This is a genomic window from Bradyrhizobium sp. UFLA05-125, from assembly GCF_059803515.1.
Genome location: NZ_JBANBJ010000001.1, coordinates 604165 through 629821, shown reverse-complemented (window position 1 = coordinate 629821; position 25657 = coordinate 604165). Strand labels below are relative to the sequence as shown.

The window sequence follows — 25657 nt, the reverse complement described above, 5'->3', positions numbered from 1 at the left end:
TTGACGGGTCGACGGCCGGTGCCACGTTTGAAGCATGTGGCATTGCGGTCTGGCGGTCATGTGGCGCTGCATCCTTGTTCTGCTCTTGGCGACGGTAACGTCGGTCTCTGCCGATGCGCGGTACCGACACTTCCATTCGATTCCGTACTTCTACCAGCCTTATTCCTACGAGCCTTGCGGCGGACCATTTCAGGGGCCCTGCATCACCGAGATACCCTTTCCATTCGGCGAGACACTCCAGGTCACTGTCGAGACTGTTCCATCGCAAGCCGACAGCGCGAAGTACCAGAAGCCGGATCACGACCTCGACACGATCAGCGACCTGATGGCCCAGTTGCGCTCATGCTGGTCGCCTCCCTCGGTCGATCTTGCGCGGGAGGGCATGCAAATGTCGGTGCGTTTCAGTCTCAACAGGTCGGGCAGCTTGATCGGCCCGCCGCGCCTGACATTTGCGACGGCAGGCGCGTCGGCGGACACACGAACCACGTACCTGGATGCGATCAACGCGTCGCTGAATGCCTGCCTGCCGCTGAAGCTCACCGACGGTTTTGCCGGGGCGTTGGCTGGACGGCCGATCGCGATCCGCTACGTCGACAATCGCGAGCTGAACAAGCCCGGGACGCAGCAGTGATCCGCGAATGACGCATTGCGGGCGGCAGGCGTGAAGTGATACCCGATAGAGGGGGCGCTAATTGAGGGGACGACGTCATGGGTCTGCTGGTGATGATCCTGGGGCTCGCTTTGTTTTTCGCGGCCCACATCTTTACGACCAAGCGCGAGGCGCGCGCACAGGCGATCGCGCGGCTCGGCGAGGGCACCTACAAGATCCTCTATTCGGTGGTTTCGCTGGCCGGCCTTGCGATGATCGTGTGGGGTTTTGCCCAGTATCGTGCAACTGGCTGGATCGACGTCTGGTACCCGCCGAAGGCGATGAAGCACATCACCGTCGCCCTGATGCTGCCGGCGGTGATCCTGGTGGTGGCGTCCTACATCCGCGGCCGCATCTATGCGACACTGAAGCATCCAATGCTGGCCGGCATCAAGCTGTGGGCGGCGGCGCATCTCTTGGCCAATGGCGATCTCGGCTCCATCATCCTGTTCGGCTCGTTCCTCGGTTGGGCGGTGTATGACCGGATCTCGCTGAAGCATCGCAAGGATGCTGGCGGCCCGCCGATTCCGGTCGGCGGCGTCACCAACGATCTGATCGCCGTCGCCGTCGGCGTCGTCGCTTATCTGGCGCTCGCCTTTGCCTTCCATCCCGTCGTGATCGGCGTTCCCGTGATGGGAGGTTAGAGCATGATCCGGAAAAGTGTGAAGCGGTTTCTCCTCGCGACAAACGCAGAATGTGTTTTGCGCGGAGATCATGCTCAAACAATAACCTAAAGCGCGATGACGATTCATCCCAATCTCATCGCGCTTTAGCGACAGCCGATCAGCGCAAGACAAGACCGGCTGTCCATGCAGGGAAGGTGAAGACAAAAAAAGCCGGGAGCATCCCGATGGACTGGTCGCAATCTCAGCTTCCCCCGATGCGGCTCGAGGCGCGCTTCGCCGACCGCATGGTGAGCGCATTCTGTGAGCGGCCGACAAGCATCTGGGCGATGATCGCGGAAGCAGCCGACCGCAATCCCGATGGTGAGGCGATGATCGCGGAAGCAGCCGACCGCAATCCCGATGGTGAGGCGCTGATGTGCGGCAGCATCCGGCTGACCTGGCGGCAGGCCGTCGAGCAGTCGGCGCGGATCGCCGCCGGACTTCGCACGCTCGGTCTGCAACGCGGCGATCGCGTCGCGCTCCTGCTGGGCAACCGCATCGAATTTCCGCTGATCCTGTTTGCTGCCGCGCATGAGGGCCTCGTCACCGTGCTGCTGAGCACGCGCCAGCAGAAACCCGAGATCGCCTATGTGCTCGCCGACTGCGGCGCCAAGGTCCTGATCCACGAGGCGGCGCTTGCCGACCGTCTTCCGGAGCCGCGCGATGTCCCCGATGTCGTGCATCGTATCGCGGTCGACGATGACATGCGTTTGTCCGAGCTCAGCGATCACGCGCCTGCAGATGCGCCGGCTGATGTCGGCGAAGAGGATACCGCGATGATCCTCTACACCTCCGGCACCACGGGCAAGCCGAAGGGGGCGATGCTCGCCCATTGCAACATTATCCACTCCTCGATGGTCTTCGCGACTTGCCTGAAGCTCACGGCGGCGGATCGTTCGATCGCGGCGGTGCCGCTCGGTCACGTCACCGGCATCGTCGCCAACATCACGACGATGATCCGCTGCGCCGGCACGCTGATCATCATGCCGGAGTTCAGGGCGGCCGACTATCTCAAGCTCGCCGCGCGGGAGCGCGTCACCTACACGGTGATGGTGCCGGCGATGTATAATCTCTGTCTGCTCCAGCCGGACTTCGACAGTTATGATCTCTCGAGCTGGCGCATCGGTGGCTTTGGCGGCGCGCCGATGCCGATTGCGACCATCGAGAAGCTGGACGAAAAAATTCCCGGCCTGAAGCTGATGAACTGTTATGGGGCGACCGAGACAACGTCGCCGTCGACGATCATGCCGGGAGAGCTTACCGCACGCCACATCGACAGCGTCGGCTTGCCCTGTCCCGGCGCGCGGATCGTCGCGGTCGATACAGAGGGGCGCGAGTTGCCGCGTGGCGCGATCGGCGAGCTCTGGATCGGAAGCGCGTCCGTGATCAAGGGCTACTGGAATAATCCGAAGGCGACCGCCGAGAGCTTTACCGGCGGCTTCTGGCACTCCGGCGATCTCGGCTCGGTCGATGCCGAAGGCTTCGTCCGCGTCTTCGACCGCCAGAAGGACATGATCAACCGCGGCGGCCTGAAGATCTACTCCGCCGAGGTGGAATCCGTGCTGGCCGGACATCCGGCCGTGGTCGAGAGCGCGATCATCGCAAAACAGTGTCCGGTGCTCGGCGAGCGCGTCCATGCCGTGGTCGTCATGCGCGAGGCGGTTGCAGGCGAGACGCTGCGTGCCTGGTGCGCCGAGCGGCTCTCCGACTACAAGGTGCCAGAGACGATTTTCCTCACCGTCGACCCGCTGCCGCGCAACGCCAATGGCAAGGTGCTCAAGCGGCAGTTGCGAGAGACGCTGGCCGGATCATGAACTCCGGCCGGAACCCGGTAGGGGCGGCTGCGGAGGGTTAACGCCTTGATCCGGCTCGCTTTGCCTTGCCACCGCCATATCGATAGCGTATCGCAGCCGCGACGCGGGGACGGGATTCCTGACGCGAACGCTAAGGCGCGCGCTCCCGACCGGGCATGGGATTAGCATAAGTGTCTGAATTATTTGACGAAGTCGACGAGGAAGTACGTCGTGAACAGCTCAAGAAGCTGTGGGACAAGTATTCGATCTATTTTATCGCCCTGATGGTCCTGATCGTGGCCGCCGTCGGTGGGTGGCGCGGTTATCAGTACCTGGAGGCCAAGAAGGCCGCGGAGGCCGGCGCCGCCTTCGAGAAGGCAGTGGAACTGTCCGAGCAGAACAAGCATGCCGAGGCCGAGGCGGCCTTCACCGAGCTCGCCGCCAAGGCACCCGGAGGCTATCGCACCTTGGCGCGCTTGCGCGCCGCTGCCGAGGCTGCTGCACGCGACCCCAAGGCTGCCGTCAAGACGTATGACGATATCGCGGCCGACAGCAGCGCTGGTGCCGAGCAGCAGGCGCTCGCAAAACTCCGCGCCGCAGGGCTTCTGATCGATACGGCGCCCTATGCCGACATCCAGCAGCGGCTGGAGGCATCCGCCGAGGCCGGCTCTACCTTCCGCCATAGCGCACGTGAAATGCTGGCCCTGTCGGCCTGGCGCAATGGCGATGCGGCCGCCGCACGCAAATGGCTGGATGCGATTGCCGAAGATGGTGAAACCCCGCAGGGCCTGCGCTCGCGTGCCGAGGCCTTGCAGGCTCTGCTGCCGCCGGTCGCCAAGAGCTGACGGACCGAGAACAGTTGGACGAGACCTGAGATGCGCCGTACGCAACGTTTGATCGCAGCTGCCGTTCTGATCGCCTTCTCGGGCCTCCTTGGCGGCTGCTCGAGCGGCGGATTCGATCCGAGCGACCTTATGGACTGGCTCGACACCAAGAAGAAGCTGCCGGGCGATCGCAAGCCGGTCTTCCCCGAGGGCGTGCCGGGCTTGGAGCAGGGCGTGCCGAAAGATCTCTACAAGGGCGCTCAGCAGCAGCAGGACCAGCAGAATGCGGACGCCGCGGCTGCTGCTGCCGCACCGCCGCCCGAGCCGCCGAAATCCGCCAAGGCCGCGAAGTCGAAGAAGACCAAGCAACCGGCGGCAGCCGCCGCTGCGCCGGCCGAGGCGCCGGCTGGCGAAGTCGACGGCGAGGCCCAGCCCGAAGCGGCGCCGGCCCCCGCGGCACCGGCGCCGAAGCAGAAGATCGTCCGCAAGCGCACCACCGCGCCGCCGCCGGATCAGGATCAGACCAGCCAGCCCGCGCAATCGACCCAGACCACGCAGCAGCAGTCGCAGGGAGCTTTCCCGGCGCCGATGCCGAGCGGCAGCTTCACGCGCTGATATTTTTCACTGCATTGACAGGCGCAGCCTCGGCAGCGCACGAATGACCAATGTCTTTTACGATTGCCATCATCGGCCGGCCCAATGTCGGAAAGTCGACCCTGTTCAACCGCCTGGTGGGACAGAAGCTCGCGCTCGTCGATGACCTGCCCGGGGTGACCCGCGACCGCCGCGAGGGCGATGCAAAGCTCGGCGATCTCGCATTCACCATCATCGACACGGCCGGTCTCGACGAAGGCGCCAAGGGTTCGCTGACCGCGCGGATGCGGGAGCAGACCGAGACCGCGATCGCGCAAGCCGACGCACTGTTCTTCGTCATCGACGCCCGCGTCGGCCTCACGCCGACCGATCGCGCCTTCGCCGATTTTGCGCGCCGCGCCAACAAGCCGGTGCTGCTCGTTGCCAATAAGAGCGAGGGCAAGCACGGCGATGCCGGCGCGATGGAATCCTTTGCGTTGGGGCTCGGCGATCCCATCCAGATTTCCGCCGAGCATGGCGAGGGCATGGGCGAGCTCTACGATGCCTTGAGCAGGCTCCTGCCCGAGCCGCTCGATGAGGATGAGGTCGAGGACGAGGAGGAGCTGTCCGAGGAGGAGGCCGCCAGGCGCCCGATCCGGGTTGCGATCGTCGGCCGCCCCAATGCCGGCAAGTCGACGCTGATCAACCATCTGCTCGGCGAGGAGCGCCTCTTGACCAGCCCGGAGGCGGGCACCACGCGCGACTCGATCGCGGTCGAGATCAACTGGAAGGGGCGCAATTTCCGCGTCTTCGATACCGCGGGCCTGCGCCGCCGCTCGCGCATCGAGGAGAAGCTGGAAAAGCTCTCGGTCGCCGATGCCTTGCGCGCCGTGCGCTTTGCCGAAGTCGTCGTGCTGATGATGGACGCGCAGCACCATTTCGAGGAGCAGGATCTGCGCATCGCCGACCTGATCGAGCGCGAGGGCCGCGCCGTCGTGCTGGCGGTCAACAAATGGGACCTGATGGAAAGCAGGGGCGGCGGCGCGATCTCCAATCTGCGCCGCGATGCCGATCACTGGCTGCCGCAGGTCAAAGGCGTGCCGATCGTCGCCGTCTCCGGCCTGATGGGGGAAGGCATCGACCGCCTGATGCAGGCGATCCAGGACGCCTATGCGGTCTGGAACAGGCGCGTGCCGACATCGGCATTGAACCGGTGGTTCGAGCAGGCGATCCAGGCCAACCCGCCGCCGGCGGTTTCGGGGCGCAGGCTGAAGCTCAACTACATCACCCAAACCAAGGCGCGCCCGCCGAGCTTCGTGTTGTTCTGCTCGCGCGCCGATGCCGTTCCGCAGGCCTATTTGCGCTACCTCACCAACTCCATGCGCGACGCCTTCGAGCTGCCGGGCACGCCGGTGCGGATCACGTTGCGCGAGAAGGCCAACCCGTTTGCGCACAAGCGCAAGCGGCTGTCGTGAGCGGCAAGGCGCGTGAGACGATAAGCTCGGATGCTGCGCCGATCCGGCGCGGTGCGGTCGCCTTTATCTTCGTCACCATTCTGCTCGACATGCTCGCGCTTGGTGTGATCATGCCGATCCTGCCAAAGCTCATCGAGAGTTTCGTCGGCAACGACACCGCGCACGCGGCCCGCATCTTCGGCCTATTCGGCACCGCATGGGCGCTGATGCAGTTCGTGTTCTCGCCGGTGCTGGGTGCGCTGTCCGATCGCTTCGGCCGGCGGCCGGTGGTGCTTTTGTCGAACTTCGGCCTCGCCGCCGACTACGTGCTTATGGCGCTGGCGCCGTCCCTGATCTGGCTGTTCATTGGGCGCATCATCTCAGGCATCACGTCGGCGAGCATCTCGACCGCCTTTGCCTATATCGCCGACCTGACACCGCCGGAGCGCCGCGCCGCGGTCTTCGGCAGGATCGGTGCGGCATTCGGTGCGGGGTTCATCTTTGGCCCGGCGCTGGGCGGGCTGCTCGGCGATATCGATCCGCGGTTGCCATTCTGGGCTGCGGCGGTACTGAGCTTTGCCAATGCGATCTATGGTCTTCTAATCCTGCCGGAATCGCTCGCGCCGGACAGGCGCGCGCCGTTCCGGTGGCGCCGCGCAAATCCGCTCGGTGCGCTGCATCTGTTGCGCTCGAACGTGGTGCTCGCGGGCCTCTCCGTCGTCAATTTCATCGCGCAGGTGGCGCACGTCGTGCTGCCCTCGACCTTCGTGCTCTATGCGACCTATCGTTATGGCTGGGACTCCAAGACCGTCGGCCTCACGCTCGCGATGGTCGGCATCTGTGCCATGGTGGTGCAGGGGCTCGGCGTCGGCCCAATCGTGCGTGCGCTCGGCGAGCGCAACGCGCTGCTCCTCGGCTTGAGTTGCGGCGCCATCGGCTTTCTGATCTTTGGGAGTGCACCGACCGGCCCCTTGTTCTGGCTCGGCATTCCCGTGATGTCGCTGTGGGGCGTGTCAGGCGCGGCCGTGCAATCGCTGATGACGCGGCTCGTCGCACCCGATCAGCAAGGACAATTGCAGGGTGCAACCACGAGCGTGCAGAGCGTGTCGCAGCTCGTAGGACCCTTCCTGTTCACGCTGACGTTCTCGTATTTCATCAGCGGCAGCGCGTTCTGGCATCTGCCCGGCGCGCCGTTCTTGCTTGCGGCCGTATTGATGGTCATGGCGGTGATGATCGCGATGCGAACGCTGGCCGCGACGAAGGCGGCTTCGTAGGGTGGGCAAAGCGACCTGTCCGCCGTTGCTCGAGGAGCGAGGGCGGAAGCGTGCCCACCGCTTCTATCAACAGCGATGGAGGAGCGGTGGGCACGGCGCTTTCGCGCCTTTGCCCACCCTACGACACCATCGTTTACTTCTTCACCAGCGGACACTCGCTCGCCTCGAGTGGCTTGGCGGCGTCTTCCGGTGCGATGGTGGCGACCAGCTTGTAGTAGTCCCACGGACCCTTCGACTCTTCCGGCTTCTTCACCTCGAACAGATAGGCTGGGATGAGGCGGCGGCCGTCTGCGCGCAGCGGGCCCTTGCCGAACAGCGGATCATCTGTCGGCAGTTCCTTCATCTTGGCGACGACCTTGGCGCCGTCATGCGGGTTGCTGCCCAGCGCGTCCATCGCCTTCAGATAATGCAGGATGCCTGCATAGAGACCGGCGACCGTCATCGACGGCATCGAGCCCTTCGGCGAGACCTTCTGGAAGCGCTTCGACCATTCGCGCGTCTGGTCGTTGAGATCCCAATAGAAGGACTCGGTGAAGGTCAGCCCCTGCGCGGTCTTGAGGCCGAGCGCGTGCACGTCGTTGATGAACAGCAGCAGCGCTGCGAGCTTCTGGCCACCCGCGACGATGCCGAATTCGGACGCCTGCTTGATCGCGTTGGTGGTATCGCCGCCGGCATTGGCGAGGCCGACCACCTTGGCCTTTGAGGACTGCGCCTGCAGCAGGAAGGAGGAGAAGTCGGACGTGTTGAGCGGATGCCTGACCGCGCCAAGTACCTTGCCGCCACTGGCAGTGACGACGGCGGAGGTGTCGCGCTCCAGTGCGTGGCCGAAGGCATAGTCCGCGGTCAGGAAAAACCAGGTGTCGCCGCCCGCCTTCGTGAGTGCCTTGCCAGTGCCGTTGGCGAGCATGTAGGTGTCGTAAGTGTAGGAGATCGTGTTCGGCGTGCACGCCTTGCCGGTGAGGTCGGCGGAGGCTGCGCCCGAGTTGAGCAGAACCGAGTTCTTCTCCTTGACCAGATTGTTTACGGCCAGAGCAACGCCAGAATTGGGTACGTCCGAAATGACGTCGACCTTGTCGTTGTCGATCCACTGCCTTGCGATGTTCACGCCGACGTCGGGCTTGTTCTGGTGATCGCCGGAGACGACCTCGATGGTCCAGCCCTTGGCCTTCATGCCGGAATCCTCGACCGCCATCTTCACGGCGGCGACCGAGTTCGGTCCGCCGATGTCGGCATAGAGGCTCGACATGTCGTTCAGCACGCCGATCTTGATGGTCTTATCTTGGGCGGAAGCCGAGGTGGCGAAGCCGAGGCCGGCACAGGTCAACAGCGCGGCGTAGCGCCACGCGCGCAAATTTTTCATTGTATTCCCTCCAACTGTTGATGCCGGGACGGCCCTCTTGATTGGGGCTTTTGACCATCGGCGCGATCGGTCACGATCTTGATGTTCCCGATAGCCTGTCCTGATGCTTGCGGCAATGCGCTAATCGTAGCGGGCCGGCCGATCGGTTAACCCGATCGTCCTTCCACTGACTTAAATTTCATCAACCGGTCGCATGGCCGCGTGGCGGCCAGCATGCACGGACTTCAGGCCGGCGGACGGAAGCTCATTAGGGTGCGCGACTTGTAGTCGTAGAATTTGCCGGTTTCCGCCCAGTCGGGCGCGCACATCGGCACGATGAACTCCGCCGCCTGCTCGGGCGTGTCGAGCGTCAAGGGATCCTCGCCCGGCATCAGCGTCGCGCGCATGCGGGTGCGGATCGGCCCAGGATTGAAGAGGTTGACGCGCAGAGTGGTGCTCGCGGTCTCCTGTGCCCAGGCGCGCGCCAGCGTTTCCAGCGCGGCCTTGGAGGCGGCGTAGGGGCCGACATAGGCGGTCGCCTTGTTGGCTGCGCCCGAGGTGATGAACACCGCGCGGCCGGCGTCCGATTGTTTCAGCAGCGGCTCCATGCAGCGGATGAGCTGGAAATTCGCCGACACGTTGATCGCCATCACGTCGGTGAAGGTCTTCAGCTCGATATGGCCGAGCGGCGAGGAGGGGCCGAGCACGCCGGCATTGCCGACGAGAATGTCGAGCTTGCCGTGGCGCTCGTGCAGTGCGGCGCCGAGCCGCGCGATACCGTCGAAGTCGGTGAGGTTGAGCGGTACCAGCGTGGCGCTGCCGCCTGATTTCCGTATCTCGTCGTCGAGCTCTTCCAGCCCGCCCTGCGTACGCGCGACGGCGACGATGTGCGCGCCGGCTTTCGCCAGCGCGATTGCGGTGGCGTAGCCGATACCGCGCGAGGCGCCGGTGACGAGAGCGATGCGATTGGCGAGGGGCTTTGTCATGGCGGGGTTTTACAGGCGTGGATGGCCGGGACAAGCCCCCGCTTGGTCGTCATTCCGGGGCGATGCGAAGCATCGAACCCGGAATCTCGAGGTCCCACAATGCGCAATTGCGCATTGGGGTTCGGTCCTGCGGACCGCCCCGGGATGACGGCTACGCCGTCAACTCGCTTCCGCCAGCAGCGACAATTGCCGCGGCTGCTGCTCGGTCTGGGTCTGGTCGGTGAGATGCGTCGGATAGGCGCCGGTGAAGCAGTGATCGGAGAACTTCGGATTGGCCGGGTCGCGGCCGGGCTCGCCCATCGCGCGGTACATGCCGTCGATCGAGAGGAAGGCGAGCGAGTCCGCGCCGATGATCTCGCGCATCTCTTCCAGCGAATGCGTTGCGGCGAGCAGGCCGCCGCGATCGGGCAGGTCGATGCCGTAATAGTCGGGATAGAGGATCGGGGGCGATGCGAGACGGAAGTGCACTTCGGTCGCGCCCGCATCGCGCATCATGCGTACGATTTTCTTCGAGGTGGTGCCGCGCACCAGGGAGTCGTCGATCAGGATGATGCGCTTGCCTTCGATCGCGGCGCGGTTCGCCGAATGCTTCATGCGCACGCCGGATTCGCGGATCGCCTGCGTCGGCTGGATGAAGGTGCGGCCGACATAGTGGTTGCGGATGATGCCCAGCTCGAACGGCACGCCGGAGAACTGGCTGTAGCCGACTGCGGCGGGCACGCCGGAATCCGGCACCGGCACCACCACGTCGACCGGCACATGGCTCTCCCTGGCGAGCTGCGCGCCAAAGGCCTTGCGAACCTCGTAGACCGAGCGGCCGTGGACGATGGAATCCGGACGCGAGAAATAGATGTATTCGAAGATGCAGGGGCGCGGCGCCATCGGCGGGAACGGCTTGTGGACGTCCTGGCCGTTCTCGTCGAACACGATGACTTCGCCGGGCTCGATGTCGCGCACGAAGCGCGCGCCGATGATGTCGAGCGCGCAGGTCTCCGACGTCAGGATCGGGCAGCCGTCGAGCTCGCCGAGCACGAGGGGGCGGATGCCGCGCGGATCGCGCGCGCCGACCAGCTTCTTGTTGGTAACCGACACCAGCGCATAGGCGCCTTCGATCTCGCGCAGCGCGTCAATGTAGCGTTCGATGAAGCGGTTACGCTTGGAGCGCGCGACCAGGTGCAGGATCACCTCGGTGTCGGTGGTCGACTGCATCATCGCGCCGTTCCTGACGAGCTCGCGGCGCAGCGTCAGGCCATTGGTGAGGTTGCCGTTATGGGCGACCGCAAGGCCGCCGGCATTGAGCTCGGCGAACAGCGGCTGCACGTTGCGCAGGATCGTGGCGCCGGTGGTGGAGTAGCGGACATGGCCGACCGCGACACTGCCGGGCAGGCGGTCGATCACTTCGCGGCGGGAGAAGGTGTCGCCGACGAGACCGAGGCGGCGTTCGGAATGAAAGCGGGAGCCGTCGTAGGAGACGATGCCGGCGGCTTCCTGGCCGCGGTGCTGAAGGGCGTGGAGGCCGAGGGCGGTAATGGCCGCGGCGTCGGGATGGCCGTAGATGCCGAACACGCCGCATTCCTCGCGCAGCGTATCCCCCTCGAGATCGTCCTGAAGCTCGAGCCCGGCCGGGGGGAGGTCGAGATCAAGCTGGGCGTTCCAGTCGGGGTTTTGCATCTCGTCCATCGCGCCTCTCTTCGGGCTCAATTCAACGCGCCGCGGGTTTCTCGATCAGCTTTTTAAGGCTGTCACGAGCCGGTTTACTGTAGCCGTCGCTGCCGCCCGGAGGCTGCTGCTCGGTATCAGCTTGATCATCATCTGGTTTGTTTTTCTTGAATCTCTTCAAGATGGTGTTCTCGGGGTCATCCGGCAAGAGCGACATCAGCCAATCTCCGGTTCCCTGCAAGACCACACGGGACTTCGCCCCCGTCACCCAGTCCGGGCGCTGCTTGTCCGGGACCAGCCAGGTGAAGAACAGGAAGGCGACCACGACGATCAGGAGGCCGCGGGCCAGGCCGAACAGGAAGCCCAGGGTACGGTCCAGCGCGCCGATCCGGGAATCCAGGATCATGTCGGAGATCCGGACCGTGATCACGGAGACCACAATCAGCGTGCCGACGAATACGCCAGCCACAACCACGACGCTCGCGACCGTGTCGTTGTTGAAATAGGTCTTTGCCGTCGGCAGCAGCTTCGAGAATGAATAGAGGGTCACGATTGCCGCCGCGCCCCAGGCCGCGATCGACAGGATTTCGCGCATGAAGCCACGGACCATGGCAAGCAGGCCCGAGATCAACATCACGCCGAGCAGGATCAGATCGAGGAGTGTAATCGGCATCGGCTGGTCTGGTCCGCTCGTACTCTCAATGCTCAGCGAATCGATGTTTTGGCCGCCGCCCTAAGTGAGGGGCAGACGGTGTTCCCGGCAAGTCCGGAACCATGCAATCCCGCTGCTTTGTGACGGCTGTATAGCGGCGGGGCCGGGGATCGTCACCTCCACCTAGCCCTCTCCACGGCGGAATCTGGCAGGTGTGGCATTTTTCTCGGGCTGACTTGCGGATTCGCCCCGGCGAGAGCCGCGGGCGGCAATCTCGGCGACGAGCGTGGTCAGGCTGTTCACGGCGTTGAGCGACAGCCCGGCGTCACCGCCGGCCTCGCCCCGGGCCGATTCGGGCAGTACGGCGCGGCTGAAGCCGAGTTTCGCGGCCTCCTTCAGCCGTGAGGGGGTCTGGGCCACGGGCCGCACCACGCCGGAGAGCGAAATCTCGCCGAAATAGACGGCATCGGTGGGTAACTGTGCGTTAACCAGGGATGAGACCAGGGCCGCCGCTGCCGCCAGATCGGCTGCCGGCTCATGGATGCGAAGGCCGCCTGCGACGTTCAGGTAGACGTCGTGGCCGGACAGCTTGACCCCGCAATGGGCCTCCAGCACCGCCAGCACCATGGAAAGCCGGCTCGGGTCCCAGCCGACCACCGCGCGGCGCGGGGTGCCGAGCGAGGTGGGCGCCACCAGCGCCTGCAATTCGACCAGCACGGGGCGGGTGCCCTCGATACCCGCAAACACGGCGGTGCCGGGGGTGCCGAGGTCGCGCTCGGACAGGAACAGCTCGGAGGGGTTGGTGACCTCGCGCAGACCCAGACCCGTCATCTCGAACACACCGATCTCGTCGGTGGGGCCGAAGCGATTCTTCACGGCGCGCAAGATGCGGAATTGCTGCGAGCCTTCGCCCTCGAAGGACAACACGGCATCGACCATGTGCTCGACGACGCGGGGGCCGGCGATCTGCCCGTCCTTGGTGACGTGGCCGACCAGGATGATGGCGGCTCCCGTCTTCTTGGCGAAGCGGATCAGGGCCTGTGCGGAGGCGCGAACCTGCGTCACCGTGCCGGGCGCGGACTCGACCGTGTCGGTCCACATGGTCTGGATCGAGTCGATCACGATCAGGCGGGGGACCGAGCCTTCCGACAGCGTCGAGATGATGTCCTCGACCGACGTCTCCGCGGCGAGCTGCACCGGCGCGTCCGACAGCCCGAGCCGTTCGGCGCGCAAGCGCACCTGCGCGATCGCCTCCTCGCCGGAGATGTAGACGATCCGGTGGCCGGCGCGCGCCAGCAAGCTGGTTGCCTGCGTCAGCAGCGTCGACTTGCCGATGCCGGGATCGCCGCCGACCAGCAGCACCGAGCCGCGCACGAAGCCGCCGCCGGTGACGCGGTCGAGCTCGGTCATCCCCGAGGACAGGCGAGGGGCGTCGGGGCTCTTTCCCGCCAGGCTCTCCAGCGCGAAGGTGCGTCCCTTGCGCTTGGAGCGGATCGACACCGGCACGTTGCCGGTCGCGTCCTCCTCGGCCAGCGTATTCCACTCGCCGCAGGCCTCGCACTTGCCCTGCCAGCGGTTATAGGCCGCGCCGCAGTTCTGGCAGACGAAGGAGAGCGTGGATTTGGCCATGGGAACTGGTGAATCGGTGTCAGGGGGATTGGGTGGCGTTCCATAGCATGGAGAGGCCGGCCGCGACCATGATGGCGTCCATCACCAGGCGGAACACATCCGGCTTCATGTGCAGCACGAAGCGCTTGGCGATGAAGGCGCCGAACATCAGCGAGGAGCCTGCGATGAGGCCCTTGATTGCGACGTCGCCGGTCAGCGCGCCGAAGTGTTCGAAGGTCACGGACTTCGACAGATAGAGGCCGAGCGAGGAGGCGGCCTCGGTCGCGAGGAAGGCGCCCTTGGCGAGGCCATAGAACAGGAACAGCGGCACGCTGAGCGGGCCGGTCGAGACCACTATGCCGGTGAGATAGCCGATGATCGCGCCGCCGATCGCCAGATGCCAGAGATTGGCCTTCAGATCGTGCCGCGCGAGCCAGTGCCGCACCGGCACCATCGCGATCAGGAAAATCCCGATCGCAACATCGACCGCGTGCGAGGGCAGCGCCAGCAGCGTCCGCGCGCCGAGCGCTGCGGCGGGAATGCCCGTGATGGAATAGGCGGCACACGCCCTCCAGTCGACCTCGCGCCACCAGGCGAGGATCCGCGACAGGTTCGCCATCACGGCTGCGACTGCCATGATCGGCACCGCTTCCTTCGGCCCGTATTCATAGACCAGCACCGGCATCAGCATGATCGACGACCCCGTGCCGACGATGCCGGAAATGGTGCCGGCGACCAGGCCGACGATGAGGACGAACAGGAAGGCCAATTGCAACGGCTCCGGGAATCGGGGCGAGTGTAGCCAAATCTTGCCGCAGGTCGGACCGCTTCGCCTGCGTGACAAAAATCTCTAAAACAACCCCATGCAAAGTAGACGGAGGGCCAGTGTGACGCGCTCCGCGAAACCCTCTGGCACGGGCACAGGCCGGCATTGCCCGGCCGGGCGCTGCCTCCAAACCGGGCAGTGCGCCGCAGCACATGCTGACAGCATGTTGGCAGCAGGCCTCGGCTACGACCATCTCCTGACATTTTTGGGAACCAGGAGCGGGCCATGCCGGTCGAGGGAAGCTGCCATTGCGGGGAGACGGTGTTTGAGGTTACGGAGCCGCCGGCCAGCGTGACGCGCTGCACTTGCTCGCTCTGCGCCAAGCGGGGGGCGCTATGGGCCTATTACAAGCCGGCGCAGTTTCGCTTGCTCTCTCCGCAGGAGAACGTCGCGACCTATCAATGGGGCAGCCGCACCGTTAAACATCATTATTGCGCGAGTTGCGGCTGCGGCACCTATTCGGAGTCGCCGGACTGGTCGACCGGCAAGCCCGACTTCGACAATCCCAAGGTCGCGATCAACGCGCGTTTGTTCGACGATTACGATCTCGATGCGGTGCCGGTGAACGTGATCGACGGCAAGAATTTGTGGTGAGGGCGCGTACTCGGAGGCGCGAAAACGCACCCAAAATCGCCCGAGGATCCGGTTCAGATTCAATGACCAAAGTAGACGAGCATGGATACGATTGCTGCATACAGGACCGAACGTAGAAGGACACTCGAACGCCCCCATCGTCTTTCAGCGGAGGCCACGTTCCGCCTGAGCCAGTATTGCTCATACCAATCAGGCTGAACCCGAAATGCGCGCATCGTGGCTTGTTCGAATTGATTTGGGTGAGCCTCTTTCGGCTGCATGACACGTCCCTTATGCAGCCGGTTCATTTTTGAACCGGCTGCGCGGTCTTGCTCACGGCGAGACGACGGCGCCGCGTGGGTCGAAAGCGCGATTGGAGGAGACGTAGTCGATCTCGCCGCGCCCGATACCGAGATCGAAAAGTTCTCGATCGCTCAGACCGTCCAAGCTGGCGCGCAACTTCCCGCGTTTGCGCCATTCGAGAAACGCTTCGCGGCAATGCGCGAGGATCGTGAAGCCGAACCGCACCGTCACGACTGTCCGCCGTGACTCCAACGAGTTAAGGGCCGTTGTCATCGGGCTACCTCCCGGCGTTTCGCTGGGTCAGGATGCCCTGATGCGGCCGAGCACGCTTGACGGGCGGCTTACATTTTCCTTACCGGCGGCTTATTCTTTCGCGTCAGACCGTGCCGTGGCGACCTCGAAGGGCAATCGAGGGAATATCCCTTGCGCTATTTGTTCGAGCACTACGCGTTCGACACCGACCGGCGCGAGCTGCGGCGCGGAGATGACGTGGTGCCGACAGCGCCTCAGGTATTCGATCTGCTCGATTACTTGATCTGCAACAGGGCGCGCGTGGTCAGCAAGGACGATCTCGTCAACGCCATCTGGAAGGGACGTATCGTATCCGAGGCGGCGCTGACGACCCGCCTCAACGCTGCGAGAAGCGCGATCGGCGATACCGGCGAGGAGCAGCGCCTCATCAAGACGTTGCCACGAAAGGGTTTTCGTTTCATCGGGACGGTTCGCGAAGAGAGTCTGCATTCGGGCGCGACAGGGATCTCGGTCCGCCCCACGGGATCGGCGGAGGCTGCCCTCCCACCTGACAGGCCCTCGATCGCGGTACTGCCGTTCGAGAACATGAGCGACGATACCGAGCAGGACCATTTCACGGATGGGATCGTCGAGGAGATCATCACTGGGCTCGCCGGCTTCCAATGGCTGTCGGTAGTCGCCCGCAATTCGAGCTTCGCCTACCGGGGGCGTGCCATCGATGTGAGGCAGATCGGTCGCGAACTCGACGTCCGCTTTATCCTGGAAGGTAGCGTGCGCAAGACGGGGGATCGCATTCGCATAACGGGTCAGCTCATCGATACGGCGACGGGCACGCACGTCTGGGCCGATCACTTCGACGGCGGCCTGGAACATGCTTTCGATCTGCAGGACCAGGTGACGGCCAGCGTGGTCGGTGCGATCGAGCCGGTCGTCCTGCGGGTCGAGACCCGGCGCGCGACACGGAAGCCTGCGGCTACGTCGTGGGAGCGTTTGATGCACGGATTTGCGGTGCAAAGACGGTTGACCAGGGAGGCCAATGCGGAAGCGCTGCAAATCTTTCAGCGGGAAATACAGATCGACCCGGACTCAGCCGCGGGCTATGCGTTCGCCTCGCAGTGCTACACTTGGGCGAAGTCGTTCGGTTGGTTCACCGATCACGCGGCCGAATCCGCTGAAGGCGCGAGACTTGCCCGACGAGCGCTCGACCTCGGAAGGGATGATCCGCTATTCCTGACCGCGGCCGGTTTTGGCCTGGCGTATCTGCAAGGCGATCTCGACGTTGCAACGGATGCGGTCGCCCGTGCGCGGGCGCTCAACCCGAACTCCCCCGCCGCTTTGGGCCTGCATGGCTGGATTCATGTATGGCGCGGTGAGCCCGAGCTCGCGCTGGCCAACGTCGAACGTGCGCTGCTGTTGAGCCCTTCCGATGTCTTCGCCTTCGCATGGTGGTGTGTCGGCGCCTATGCGCATTTTGCCTGCGGCAGAAATGACGACGCACTGTCATGGGCAGAGCGGACTTCGCGGGAGCATCCCGGCTACCTTCCGGCCGCAAGGATGATTGTCGCCAGCGCCGCGCTCGGCGGCCGGCCAGAGAGCCCTGAGATGTCGTTAGCCCGCCTGCGTCAGCTCGATCCGATGCTCCGTCTTTCCAATCTCAGGGAGCAAATGCCGTTCCGCCGCGCCGAGGATCTCGCCAGGTTGACGGATGGCCTGCGAAAAGCAGGGCTGCCCGAGTAACGGCCCAGCTCCAGCATTGCCGGCTTCTGGCCCATGTCGGAAACGATCAGAGGCGCGACCGACATCTGGTTCGAGCGAGCCAAACCGACGAGTTGCTGCATCTGAGAGGCGATATGCGAAAACGTGAAAGCGAGACGATAGCTTTCGGGCGTTAAGTAGACAAAGCTGAAGCTTAGGGGAATGTGGCCCTTCTGCCCCTAACGGACGGGCCGATTGACCGGTCATTATGCGTTGGTCTCTAAAAGGAGATTGATATGTTTGAATCCGAGCAGTTCATTGCCGACTGCCGCGCAGCTTTCGCAACGGACCCAACCCACAAGGCAGTTCGTGAAGTCCTTGCGCGCGCGGTGTCCGATCCGGCGGCAGTCCTCAAAGGGCTTGGTGAACCGAAGCGCCCCGAAAGCCGCACGCTCTTCCATTCGGGCTCACTTACAATCCTCAACGTAGTATGGGCGCCGGGTATGATGGTGATGCCTCATGATCACCGCATGTGGGCCGTGATCGGCGTTTACTCAGGCCGAGAAGACAATATCTTCTGGCGACGCATTCCAAGCACGCCACACAAAGTCGAGGCAGCGGGCGCGAAGGCCCTCTGCGAAAGAGACGCCGTGGCACTCGGTCCCGACATCATCCACTCGGTCATCAACCCGATCGATCGGTTGACCGGTGCAATCCACATCTACGGCGGCGATTTCCTTGCAGTCGAGCGCAGTGAATGGGACTCGCTGACCCTCGACGAGCACCCCTTGGACCGCGAGCAGAGGCGCCGCATGTTTGAGCAGGCGAATGCACGTTACGAGGCCAGTCAACGGATTTGATCAAAGGCACCACCGACATCTGCTTCGAGAGCAAGATCGACGAGTTGCCGCATCTGGCCCGTCAGCGGAAATCGCCCGCGTGGGCCTACCTCAGCACGACCCATGCTGGTCCCAACTCGCTGGAGTCAGAACACATCGATGGTAGGGAACTGGGCATTCCCAGTGATGCAATCCCAAAGGTAGATTGCAAGGCCGATGTCTCCGGTCCAAAGCGAATATCGACCACGACCGGCAACCATCTGAGCGCCGCGATACTGGACGATGGCAGTCATGGCGAACTGGCGCGCGCGGTCGAGCCAAATCGGGTCCTTCGTGCGTCGGTAGAGTTTGAGGAATGCGTAGCCATTTCCACCCGTGCCGTGGCAAAGGTTCGAGCCCTTCGTTAGCGGTCCGGCGGCCCAGGCAAAGCGCCCGCCATCCAACAGAAGCGTGTCAAATTCTGGCGTAGCGAAGGGCGCGTCAGCAAAGGTCGTCACCATTCCCGGCGCACCGTGACAGTGCTGACATATGAAAAGTCGCTTCTCGCGCTTGCTTCTCGGGCCCCATGTCGTTCCGACATCGTACCGCCACGCGTTCGCTTCAAGCGACTTCGGCACAAATTCGGCTATGTGCGCCTGCTGTGGCGGCGTCAACCAATCCCATCCGAGCAATAATGGAATAACGTTGCCGGCGAAGCCGTGAACGGGCCCGAGAAAGCGATCTTTGGCACCGTAAAGATCCTGGGTCCAAAGTGGGCCTTGTGGCGTGTCCTCCAGTTCGGCTAACAGCCGCGCTGCCTGCACTTCGAAGAGGCCGCGCCAGCGCGTTTCCCCTGTCATCTCGCCCATATGGACTGCCGCTACCATCGACCCCGGCATACCCCACATGAGTTCTCGGATAGGCAGTCCATTGTTTGCTTCGGCGCGCCTATAAACCAGGTCGGCGAGGCTCGATGTCGGCTCAAGGCGCATTGCAAGAAGTGCCGCGCCCATGTCGCCGCGAAGCAGCGAGCCATGCTTCTCATAATCGGTCGGCGAACTGGCTTCGTGGTCGATGATTGTCCGCTCCATCAGCTTTGGCAGCACAGAGCGAAAGTCTTTGGCGACGCGGGTGGCACCTATGCGGTGTAAGTAATCTAGCGCCCAAATGACCCCTGCAGCGCCCTTGTAGAAGCTAGGGTCGCCATCGCCCGTCCCATCGTCACTCGGGTGAGCCGGCCAGAAGATGTCGGGACGGAAATGTGCGGTCGCATCGGCTGCAATTTCTTCAATTGCGGCCCGAACAACCAATTCATTCCAGGTGTCCTGGGCAAGCGGACGATGACGTCCGGGGGTAATCATTGCGTAGGGGTCCTGAGCGTCGTCCATCTGTACGTCAGATGAGGCAAGTAAGGATCGCACTATTGAACGAAGCTATCCAAAAGCGTGCCGCGTGGCAAACCAAGGTAGTGGATTTGCGAGCACGCACCTAACGCAGCACCACCCACGCCGGCGCGTGGTCGCTGGCACCGTCTTCGCCACGGATATTCTTGTCGACGCCAGCTTTGCTCAGGCGCGACGTGAGGGCAGGGCTGAGCAGGAGATGATCGAGCCTGAGGCCCGCATCGCGCAGCCAGCGATTACGCTTGTAGTCCCAGAAGGTATAGATGCGCTTCTCGGGATGGAGCGTGCGGAGCGAATCGCACCAGCCTTGCGCGACGAGTGAAGCGAACGCCGCGCGGCTCTTGGGCTGGATCAGGGCGTCCTTGTCCCAGGATTTCGTCGGATAGATGTCGAGCGCGGTCGGGGCGACGTTGTAATCGCCGGCGAGCACGACCGGCAGGTCCTGTTTGAGGAAGCTTTTTGCGTGACGCTTCAGGCGCGCGAACCAGTCGAGCTTGTAATCGAATTTCGGTCCAGGCTGCGGGTTGCCGTTCGGCAAATAGATGCTGGTGAAGATGATGCCGCGCACGGCGGCCTCGATGTAGCGCGCCTCGAGGTCGTCAGCGTCGCCGGGCAAGCGGTCGCGGGTCAACACCGGCTCGGCGTTGCGCGCGAGAATGGCGACGCCGTTCCAGGTCTTTTGTCCGCGCCAGACCGCACCATAGCCGGCCTTTTTGATGGCCGCCGCCGGAAATTCGCCATCACTAGCCTTCAATTCCTGAAGCGCGACGACATCGGGCTTCGCTGCATGGATCCATGCCAGCAGATTGGGCAGGCGGCGATTGATGTTGTTGATGTTGAATGTCGCAATCTTCATGTAGAGCTAACCGGCTCCTGCCTTCTGTCACCGGAGATACAATGTCCAAGTTGAAGTTTGCCGCCATCGTCGTCGCCGTCGCGTTCTCCGGAGCGGCCTCGGCACAATCGTCCGATCCGCGCGGCGCGTGCAAGGCGGATTATGACAAATTCTGCGCCGGCATCGCTCCTGGCGGCGGCAAGATCATCGCCTGCCTCAACGCCAAGCGCGATCAGCTCAGCGCGGCCTGCAAGACGGCGCTCGACAGCAGGAAGAAGTAGAGACTCGTGTCCCGGACGCGGCGCAGCGCTCCTGGCGATGCGAAGCATCGTCCAGTGCGGTGCGACGCAGAGCCGGGACCCAGAAGGCGGCACGGTTACAATGCGGAAAGATGGGCCCCGGCTCTGCAGCGCACCGCTGAAGTAGCGCTGCGCTGCGTCCGGGGCACGAGAGAATGTCGGTTAGGTCGGCAGCGGCGGCGGGCTCGCAGGCTGCTCGATCGGCGGCGGGGAGGGCGGCTGCTCGGCTGCCTGTACGGGCTCCGGCTTCGCCAGCGGCTCCACCACATTGCCGCCGTTGTAGACCCGGGCATAACGGTGGCCGAGGCTCGTCAGCACCTCGTAGCCGATGGTGCCGAAATGATGCGCGAGCTCGTCGACGGTGATGCCTTCGCCTAGCAGCGTTACCATGTGGCCGCGCCGCACCGCATTCGGCGGCAGATCGGTGATGTCGATCGCGATCAGATCCATGGAGACGCGCCCCGCGACCGGACAGCGTTTGCCGGCCACGATCACCTCGGCGCCGCGGGTGCCGTCATTGGAGCTGGCGGCTCGGAAGTAGCCGTCGGCATAGCCGACCGCGATGATCGCGAGCTTCGTGGGGCGCCGCGCGCTCCAGGTGCCGCCATAGCCGACCGTCTCGCCGCGTTCGATGTTGCGGATCTGCACGATGCGCGCCTTGAGATCGACCACGGGCTGCATCGGATTGTCGGCCTCCGGCGTCGGGTTGACGCCGTAGAGCGCCGCGCCCGGCCGCACCACGTCGAACTGGAAGGGAGCGCCCAGGAAAATGCCGGAGGAATTGGCGAGTGTGGCGGGAACGCCGGCGAACTCGCTCGCGATGGAGCGGAAGGTGGCGAGCTGCTTGGCGTTGACCGGGCTGTTGAGCTGCTCGGCGGAGACCAGATGGCTCATCACCAGCGTGATGCCGTGATCGCCGGCATTGATGCGCGGAATGATGGCCTGCGCCTCCTGGAGTGTCAGCCCGAGCCGGTTCATGCCGGTGTCGACGTGAATGGCCGCGCCCCTGGTCCAGCCCGTGCGTCGGCAGAACACATCCCATTCAGCGAGCTCGTTGAGATCGCCGATCACGGGGCGGCAATCGATCTTGGCGTAGTGCTCGCCGGTGTTCTGGAAAAAGCCGCCGAGCACATAGATCGTCGCGGTCGGCACCGCCGCGCGGGCGATGCGTGCTTCCTCGATCGTCGCGACGAAGAAGGTCTTGCAGCCAGCTCCGTACAGCGCGCGCGCCACCGGCTCGGTACCGCAGCCATAGGCGTCGGCCTTGATCACGGCGGCGCATTCGGCGGGCACCGCGGTCTTCTCGAGCTTGCGCCAGTTGGCGACGATCGCGTCGAGGTCGACGGTGAGCACGCCGCCATGGGCGGCGAGCGGCGCGGCCTGGTTGGCCTCCTCGGAGAGGAAGCCGGTTTGCGGGATGAGATTCGGAGCGGACGCCGCTGTCATGGCGCCGTTTTACGCAAGAGGCCGGTCTGGTTCAAGGAACTCAATAGTCGTTGTTGCTGCGAGCCGGCAGCTGGCTGTCGGGCGCAAGGTCGCCGAACCGCGTGACCGAGGCTTCAAACGCCAGATCGACGGTGCCTGTAGGGCCGTGGCGCTGCTTGCCGATGATGACTTCGGCCTTTCCGTGCGCAATACTCATGTCAAGCTGCCACTTCTCGTGTTCAGGCGTGCCCGGGCGCGGCTCCTTCATGGCGAGGTAATATTCCTCGCGGTACACAAACAGCACGACGTCGGCGTCCTGCTCGATTGACCCGGATTCACGCAAGTCGGACAGCTGCGGCCGCTTGTCGTCGCGAGATTCGACCTGGCGCGAGAGCTGGGACAACGCGATGACGGGAACGTTGAGTTCCTTGGCGAGCGCCTTCAGGCTGGTCGTGATCTCCGTGATTTCCTGCACGCGGCTGTCGCTGGCGCGCTTGCCCGAGCCTGACAGCAGCTGGATGTAGTCGATCACGAGGAGATCGAGGCCCTTCTGGCGCTTCAGCCGACGCGCGCGTGCCATCAGCTGCGCGATCGACAGGCCGCCGGTCGCGTCGACGTAGAACGGCAGCGACTGGAGCTCGATCGAGACCTCCCGGATCTTGTCGAAATCGGCTTCCGAGATGCCGCCGCGGCGGATGTGGGAGGAGGGAACGCCGGTGCGCTCGGCCACGATACGCGTGGCGAGCTGGTCGGCCGACATTTCGCAGGAGAAGAAACCGATCACGCCGCCATTGGCGGCCTTCAGGGTCCCGTCGGCCTGAAGCTCGCCGACATAGGCCTTGGCGACATTGTAGGCGATGTTGGTCGCCAGCGATGTCTTGCCCATGCCCGGGCGTCCAGCCACGATGATGAGGTCGGAGTGCTGGAGGCCGCCCATCTTGGTGTCGAGGTCCCGCATGCCCGTCGAGATGCCGGACAGCTTTCCGTCGCGCTGGAACGCCTTTGCCGCGAGGTCGACCGCGACTGCCAACGCCTGCGAGAACTTCTGGAAGCCGCCGTCATAGCGGCCGGATTCGGCGAGCTCGTAGAGGCGTCGCTCGGCGTCCTCAATTTGCGCTCGCGGCGCGAAGTCGACCGGCGCGTCATAGGCCACATTGACCATGTCCTCGCCGATGCCGATCAGGTCGCGCCGCAACGACAGGTCGTAGACGGTGCGACCATAGTCTTGGGCATTGATGATGGTTGTCGCTTCCGCCGCAAGCCGCGCCAGATATTGCCCGATGGTCATGCCGCCGATGTCGGTATCGGCGGGCAGGAACGTCTTCAGCGTCACCGGCGTGGCGATCTTGCCCATCCGGATCAGGCTGCCGGCGGTCTCGAAGATGGTCTGGTGCAGTGGTTCGAAGAAGTGCTTTGGCTCGAGGAAGTCGGAAACGCGGTAGAAGGCGTCGTTGTTGACCAAAATGGCGCCCAGAAGGCTCTGTTCCGCCTCGATATTGTGCGGTGCGCTCCGGTAGGCGGGGGTTCCGGCGTCGGGCGCGAGTTTCAGGACGGTCGAATCAGTCAGGGCCATGGTCGGATGTGCTTAGCAACTTTTCCGGCGGGATGCGGGGCGGCGATTAAGGCGCCCGCGGCTCCCAAAGCGGAAGCGAAAGCTGGTTGCTATCAACCGGTCTTTAAAATGGTGGATGATTAGCAGTCGCAGCATGGGCGATGCTTGACTGATGCTTTGCGGATTTCGCCCCGGGCGCCTTGATCTGGCTCAGGCCGGGTCACGGAAAAATCCGGATGATGTGAACCTTATGTGTCGGCGCGCAGACCTATTTTGCAGGCGCGTGGCGCGCTTGCCGGCCGACTGGTCAGACGATCAGCAGGTAGACCAGCGCAACCAGGGCGGCGGCAACGCCCGTGGCGATCAAGGCATAGTCGGTGCGGAGATCGTCCTGCACGTCGAAGGAGGTTTGGATCTTCTTGCTCATGGGTGACGGTCTAGGACAATTCCGACCACCACTTTGTGAAGCAGATCACAGACCCCCGGAATCTTTCGGGTAAGGCCCGGAACCAGCCGGCAGGCAAGGAATTGGTCCGGTCCACGACCGTCAGGAGACGAGGCGACAATGCGGCAGGAGCTGCAGGCATGGCGGAAAAGCGAGGCGGGCAGCCGGATCTGGCTGTCGGCGCTGATTGCTGCCATGGAGGACGCGTCCCGCCCGGAACCTGAGCGATCCAAGCTGCCGGCCGAGACGCTGGCGCAGTTCCGAGCGCAGCTCGCGCTGCCGGTCTCGCTGCGCTATCCGGCCTCGCGCCTGCGCCACTAGCCTTATTTTTCCTACTCGCCAGCCAGCTTCAGCCTCGGCCTGCTGCCGCTTTCCAGGCCGCGCAGCCGCGCCTCCTCATGCGCGATATAGTCGCGGGTCACCGGGACCACGCCCTGGCGTTTGGTGACCTGGATCTGGAAGTTCATCATCCCCTGCTTGCGGAACGTCATCTCGCAGGCGGCCAGGTAAAATTCCCACATCAGAGCAAAGCGCTCGTCATAGAGCTGCACCGCTTCCTCGCGCCGCGCCATGAACCGCTCACGCCAGGCCTTCAACGTCTCGGCATAGTGCAGGCGGAGGATTTCGATGTCGCAGACGAGGAGCCCAGCGTGCTCGATGGCGGGAAGTACTTCGGACAGCGCCGGGATATAGCCGCCGGGGAAGATGTATTTGGCGATCCAGGGATTGGTGGAGTCCGGCCCCTGCGACCGGCCGATCGAATGCAGCAGCATGACGCCGTTCTCGGCGAGGAGCTCGGCGCAGCGCTGGAAAAAGATCTCATAGAAGTTGATGCCGACATGCTCGAACATGCCGACCGAGACGATGCGGTCGAATGGACCGTCGATGTCGCGATAGTCCTGGAGCAGGAACTGGGCCGACCGGGTCAGGCTCTTCTCGGCCGCGCGGGCATTCGCAACCTGCAACTGCTCGGTCGAGAGCGTGATGCCCGTGACGTCGGCGCCTGCGATCTCGGCGAGGTAGAGGCCGAGCCCGCCCCAGCCGGAACCGATATCGAGCACGCGCTGGCCGCGTTTGATGACGAGCTTCGCTGCGACATGCCGCTTCTTGGCGAGCTGGGCATCGTCGAGCGAAGTGTCCGGGGTCTCGAAATAGGCGCAGCTATATTGCTTGTCGGCATCAAGGAAGAGCGAATAGAGCCGGCCGTCCAGATCGTAGTGATGGGCAACATTCGTCTTGGCGCGGGTACGCAGGTTGAACTGCCTCAAATGCCGCGTCAGGTAGCGCAAGTGCCACTGGGGTTTGGCCCATTGCGGCAATATTTCGGGTTGATCCAGGAGGATCGCCAGGGCATCGGCGATCGTGCCTTGCTCGACGACGAACTCGCCGTCCATATACGCTTCGCCGAGCCCGAGCTCGGGGTTGAGCAGGATCTTGCGCTGCGCCTCGGTTGTCGCGAAGCGGACCGCCACGTGCTGGCCGGAGCCGTCGCCACACGTGAATTTTGCGCCGCTCGCGGTCGTCACCGTCATCGATCCGCGACGGATGAACTTCATCAGGAAGCTGCGCAACAAACGGTCCATAGAACCACCCTGTCGAGCGAACCCGAAAAGATGCGACTAGCCCCCGTCACACCGACGCATCGGAATTGCATTGGTTCCTATGCATCTGCATTGGAATGTAATCAGCCGGTTCCGAACCTGCTACTGCGTTGTGTTCAAAGCCGATATTCGCAAAACGCGCGATCACATCCTT

General features: G+C 63.9%; 24 protein-coding genes. 12 read left to right on the top strand and 12 right to left on the bottom strand.

The window, feature by feature from the left end; genetic code table 11:
• Positions 1-58: 58 nt before the first annotated feature.
• The 7 genes from SO156_RS03105 to SO156_RS03075 all read left to right on the top strand — a co-directional run bounded on the left by SO156_RS03105 (position 59) and on the right by SO156_RS03075 (position 7232).
• Positions 59-631 (top strand): UCP034077 family protein, encoded by a 573-nt coding sequence (locus tag SO156_RS03105; protein WP_498533777.1) that lies wholly within the window; start codon positions 59-61, stop codon positions 629-631.
• A gap of 77 nt (positions 632-708) precedes the next feature.
• Positions 709-1293 carry an NnrU family protein gene (locus SO156_RS03100; RefSeq protein WP_458145107.1) on the top strand — a complete coding sequence of 195 codons (585 nt, stop codon included), beginning with the start codon at positions 709-711 and terminating at the stop codon, positions 1291-1293.
• A gap of 206 nt (positions 1294-1499) precedes the next feature.
• Positions 1500-3128, top strand: a complete 1629-nt coding sequence (locus SO156_RS03095; protein ID WP_498533776.1) for a class I adenylate-forming enzyme family protein — start codon at positions 1500-1502, stop codon at positions 3126-3128.
• A 170-nt stretch (positions 3129-3298) separates the two neighbouring features.
• Positions 3299-3952, top strand: coding sequence for a tetratricopeptide repeat protein (locus SO156_RS03090; protein WP_498533775.1), 654 nt, complete (start codon positions 3299-3301; stop codon positions 3950-3952).
• A gap of 30 nt (positions 3953-3982) precedes the next feature.
• On the top strand, positions 3983-4546 hold the full coding sequence (locus tag SO156_RS03085; protein ID WP_498533774.1) for a hypothetical protein: 564 nt from the start codon (positions 3983-3985) through the stop codon (positions 4544-4546).
• 50 nt (positions 4547-4596) lie between these two features.
• Positions 4597-5979, top strand: a complete 1383-nt coding sequence (gene der, locus SO156_RS03080; RefSeq protein ID WP_498533773.1) for a ribosome biogenesis GTPase Der — start codon at positions 4597-4599, stop codon at positions 5977-5979.
• Positions 5976-7232 carry a TCR/Tet family MFS transporter gene (locus tag SO156_RS03075; RefSeq protein ID WP_498533772.1) on the top strand — a complete coding sequence of 419 codons (1257 nt, stop codon included), beginning with the start codon at positions 5976-5978 and terminating at the stop codon, positions 7230-7232. Before der ends, SO156_RS03075 begins: the two co-directional genes overlap by 4 nt.
• Before the next feature lie 133 nt (positions 7233-7365).
• On the opposite strand, the gene SO156_RS03070 is transcribed toward SO156_RS03075, so the two are convergent.
• The 6 genes from SO156_RS03070 to SO156_RS03045 form a co-directional block, all read right to left on the bottom strand.
• Positions 7366-8592 carry an ABC transporter substrate-binding protein gene (locus SO156_RS03070; RefSeq protein WP_498533771.1) on the bottom strand — a complete coding sequence of 409 codons (1227 nt, stop codon included), beginning with the start codon at positions 8590-8592 and terminating at the stop codon, positions 7366-7368.
• A 224-nt stretch (positions 8593-8816) separates the two neighbouring features.
• On the bottom strand, positions 8817-9557 hold the full coding sequence (locus SO156_RS03065; protein WP_498533770.1) for an SDR family NAD(P)-dependent oxidoreductase: 741 nt from the start codon (positions 9555-9557) through the stop codon (positions 8817-8819).
• 159 nt (positions 9558-9716) lie between these two features.
• Positions 9717-11228 carry an amidophosphoribosyltransferase gene (gene purF, locus SO156_RS03060; protein ID WP_458145137.1) on the bottom strand — a complete coding sequence of 504 codons (1512 nt, stop codon included), beginning with the start codon at positions 11226-11228 and terminating at the stop codon, positions 9717-9719.
• A 31-nt stretch (positions 11229-11259) separates the two neighbouring features.
• Entirely contained in the window at positions 11260-11889 is a 630-nt protein-coding gene (locus SO156_RS03055) for a CvpA family protein (protein ID WP_458145115.1), read from the bottom strand.
• Positions 11890-12051: 162 nt separating this feature from the next.
• Complete coding sequence (radA, locus tag SO156_RS03050; RefSeq protein WP_458145116.1) at positions 12052-13497, bottom strand: DNA repair protein RadA; 1446 nt, start codon at positions 13495-13497, stop codon at positions 12052-12054.
• A gap of 19 nt (positions 13498-13516) precedes the next feature.
• Positions 13517-14245, bottom strand: coding sequence for a sulfite exporter TauE/SafE family protein (locus SO156_RS03045; protein WP_498533769.1), 729 nt, complete (start codon positions 14243-14245; stop codon positions 13517-13519).
• A gap of 282 nt (positions 14246-14527) precedes the next feature.
• Here SO156_RS03045 and SO156_RS03040 point away from each other — a divergent pair, with 282 nt between their 5' ends.
• Positions 14528-14896, top strand: coding sequence for a GFA family protein (locus SO156_RS03040; RefSeq protein WP_498533768.1), 369 nt, complete (start codon positions 14528-14530; stop codon positions 14894-14896).
• A 312-nt stretch (positions 14897-15208) separates the two neighbouring features.
• Here SO156_RS03040 and SO156_RS03035 read toward each other — a convergent pair whose 3' ends face one another.
• Positions 15209-15451: a DUF1127 domain-containing protein gene (locus SO156_RS03035; protein WP_458145119.1), complete on the bottom strand. Its 243-nt coding sequence runs from the start codon at positions 15449-15451 to the stop codon at positions 15209-15211.
• A 150-nt stretch (positions 15452-15601) separates the two neighbouring features.
• Here SO156_RS03035 and SO156_RS03030 point away from each other — a divergent pair, with 150 nt between their 5' ends.
• Both SO156_RS03030 and SO156_RS03025 read left to right on the top strand, forming a co-directional pair.
• A complete protein-coding gene (locus SO156_RS03030; RefSeq protein ID WP_498533767.1) occupies positions 15602-17167 on the top strand; it encodes a winged helix-turn-helix domain-containing tetratricopeptide repeat protein in 1566 nt (521 codons plus the stop codon).
• Between the two features lie 254 nt (positions 17168-17421).
• Positions 17422-17985, top strand: coding sequence for a cysteine dioxygenase family protein (locus tag SO156_RS03025; protein WP_458145121.1), 564 nt, complete (start codon positions 17422-17424; stop codon positions 17983-17985).
• 125 nt (positions 17986-18110) lie between these two features.
• Here the strand turns inward: SO156_RS03025 and SO156_RS03020 are convergent, their stop codons facing one another.
• Both SO156_RS03020 and SO156_RS03015 read right to left on the bottom strand, forming a co-directional pair.
• Positions 18111-19331 (bottom strand): lanthionine synthetase C family protein, encoded by a 1221-nt coding sequence (locus tag SO156_RS03020; RefSeq protein ID WP_498533766.1) that lies wholly within the window; start codon positions 19329-19331, stop codon positions 18111-18113.
• Positions 19332-19431: 100 nt separating this feature from the next.
• Positions 19432-20202: an exodeoxyribonuclease III gene (locus tag SO156_RS03015; RefSeq protein ID WP_498533765.1), complete on the bottom strand. Its 771-nt coding sequence runs from the start codon at positions 20200-20202 to the stop codon at positions 19432-19434.
• Between the two features lie 41 nt (positions 20203-20243).
• Between SO156_RS03015 and SO156_RS03010 the strand changes: the two genes are divergently transcribed.
• Complete coding sequence (locus SO156_RS03010) at positions 20244-20462, top strand: cysteine rich repeat-containing protein (protein ID WP_458145124.1); 219 nt, start codon at positions 20244-20246, stop codon at positions 20460-20462.
• A 180-nt stretch (positions 20463-20642) separates the two neighbouring features.
• Here SO156_RS03010 and alr read toward each other — a convergent pair whose 3' ends face one another.
• Both alr and SO156_RS03000 read right to left on the bottom strand, forming a co-directional pair.
• Positions 20643-21926, bottom strand: a complete 1284-nt coding sequence (gene alr, locus SO156_RS03005) for an alanine racemase (RefSeq protein ID WP_498533764.1) — start codon at positions 21924-21926, stop codon at positions 20643-20645.
• A 40-nt stretch (positions 21927-21966) separates the two neighbouring features.
• Positions 21967-23478: a replicative DNA helicase gene (locus tag SO156_RS03000; RefSeq protein WP_458145126.1), complete on the bottom strand. Its 1512-nt coding sequence runs from the start codon at positions 23476-23478 to the stop codon at positions 21967-21969.
• A 544-nt stretch (positions 23479-24022) separates the two neighbouring features.
• On the opposite strand from SO156_RS03000, the gene SO156_RS02995 reads away from it, so the two are divergent.
• The gene (locus tag SO156_RS02995; RefSeq protein WP_458145127.1) at positions 24023-24223 is read left to right on the top strand and encodes a transcriptional regulator; all 201 of its coding nucleotides are present in this window, start codon (positions 24023-24025) and stop codon (positions 24221-24223) included.
• A gap of 11 nt (positions 24224-24234) precedes the next feature.
• Here SO156_RS02995 and SO156_RS02990 read toward each other — a convergent pair whose 3' ends face one another.
• Positions 24235-25485: a cyclopropane fatty acid synthase gene (locus tag SO156_RS02990; RefSeq protein WP_498533763.1), complete on the bottom strand. Its 1251-nt coding sequence runs from the start codon at positions 25483-25485 to the stop codon at positions 24235-24237.
• Positions 25486-25657 lie beyond the last annotated feature (172 nt).

Excerpts from the sequence above, each read along its gene's own strand:
- SO156_RS02990 (WP_498533763.1), bottom strand. The coding sequence starts at position 25,485 with ATGGACCGTTTGTTGCGCAGCTTCCTGATGAAGTTCATCCGTCGCGGA.
- SO156_RS03065 (WP_498533770.1), bottom strand. The coding sequence starts at position 9,557 with ATGACAAAGCCCCTCGCCAATCGCATCGCTCTCGTCACCGGCGCCTCG.
- SO156_RS03025 (WP_458145121.1), top strand. The coding sequence starts at position 17,422 with ATGTTTGAATCCGAGCAGTTCATTGCCGACTGCCGCGCAGCTTTCGCA.
- SO156_RS03010 (WP_458145124.1), top strand. The coding sequence starts at position 20,244 with ATGTCCAAGTTGAAGTTTGCCGCCATCGTCGTCGCCGTCGCGTTCTCC.
- SO156_RS02995 (WP_458145127.1), top strand. The coding sequence starts at position 24,023 with ATGCGGCAGGAGCTGCAGGCATGGCGGAAAAGCGAGGCGGGCAGCCGG.
- SO156_RS03070 (WP_498533771.1), bottom strand. The coding sequence starts at position 8,592 with ATGAAAAATTTGCGCGCGTGGCGCTACGCCGCGCTGTTGACCTGTGCC.
- SO156_RS03105 (WP_498533777.1), top strand. The coding sequence starts at position 59 with ATGTGGCGCTGCATCCTTGTTCTGCTCTTGGCGACGGTAACGTCGGTC.
- purF (WP_458145137.1), bottom strand. The coding sequence starts at position 11,228 with ATGCAAAACCCCGACTGGAACGCCCAGCTTGATCTCGACCTCCCCCCG.
- SO156_RS03035 (WP_458145119.1), bottom strand. The coding sequence starts at position 15,451 with ATGACAACGGCCCTTAACTCGTTGGAGTCACGGCGGACAGTCGTGACG.
- alr (WP_498533764.1), bottom strand. The coding sequence starts at position 21,926 with ATGACAGCGGCGTCCGCTCCGAATCTCATCCCGCAAACCGGCTTCCTC.
- SO156_RS03020 (WP_498533766.1), bottom strand. The coding sequence starts at position 19,331 with ATGGACGACGCTCAGGACCCCTACGCAATGATTACCCCCGGACGTCAT.
- SO156_RS03100 (WP_458145107.1), top strand. The coding sequence starts at position 709 with ATGGGTCTGCTGGTGATGATCCTGGGGCTCGCTTTGTTTTTCGCGGCC.
- SO156_RS03095 (WP_498533776.1), top strand. The coding sequence starts at position 1,500 with ATGGACTGGTCGCAATCTCAGCTTCCCCCGATGCGGCTCGAGGCGCGC.
- radA (WP_458145116.1), bottom strand. The coding sequence starts at position 13,497 with ATGGCCAAATCCACGCTCTCCTTCGTCTGCCAGAACTGCGGCGCGGCC.
- SO156_RS03085 (WP_498533774.1), top strand. The coding sequence starts at position 3,983 with ATGCGCCGTACGCAACGTTTGATCGCAGCTGCCGTTCTGATCGCCTTC.
- SO156_RS03000 (WP_458145126.1), bottom strand. The coding sequence starts at position 23,478 with ATGGCCCTGACTGATTCGACCGTCCTGAAACTCGCGCCCGACGCCGGA.
- SO156_RS03015 (WP_498533765.1), bottom strand. The coding sequence starts at position 20,202 with ATGAAGATTGCGACATTCAACATCAACAACATCAATCGCCGCCTGCCC.
- der (WP_498533773.1), top strand. The coding sequence starts at position 4,597 with ATGTCTTTTACGATTGCCATCATCGGCCGGCCCAATGTCGGAAAGTCG.
- SO156_RS03040 (WP_498533768.1), top strand. The coding sequence starts at position 14,528 with ATGCCGGTCGAGGGAAGCTGCCATTGCGGGGAGACGGTGTTTGAGGTT.
- SO156_RS03055 (WP_458145115.1), bottom strand. The coding sequence starts at position 11,889 with ATGCCGATTACACTCCTCGATCTGATCCTGCTCGGCGTGATGTTGATC.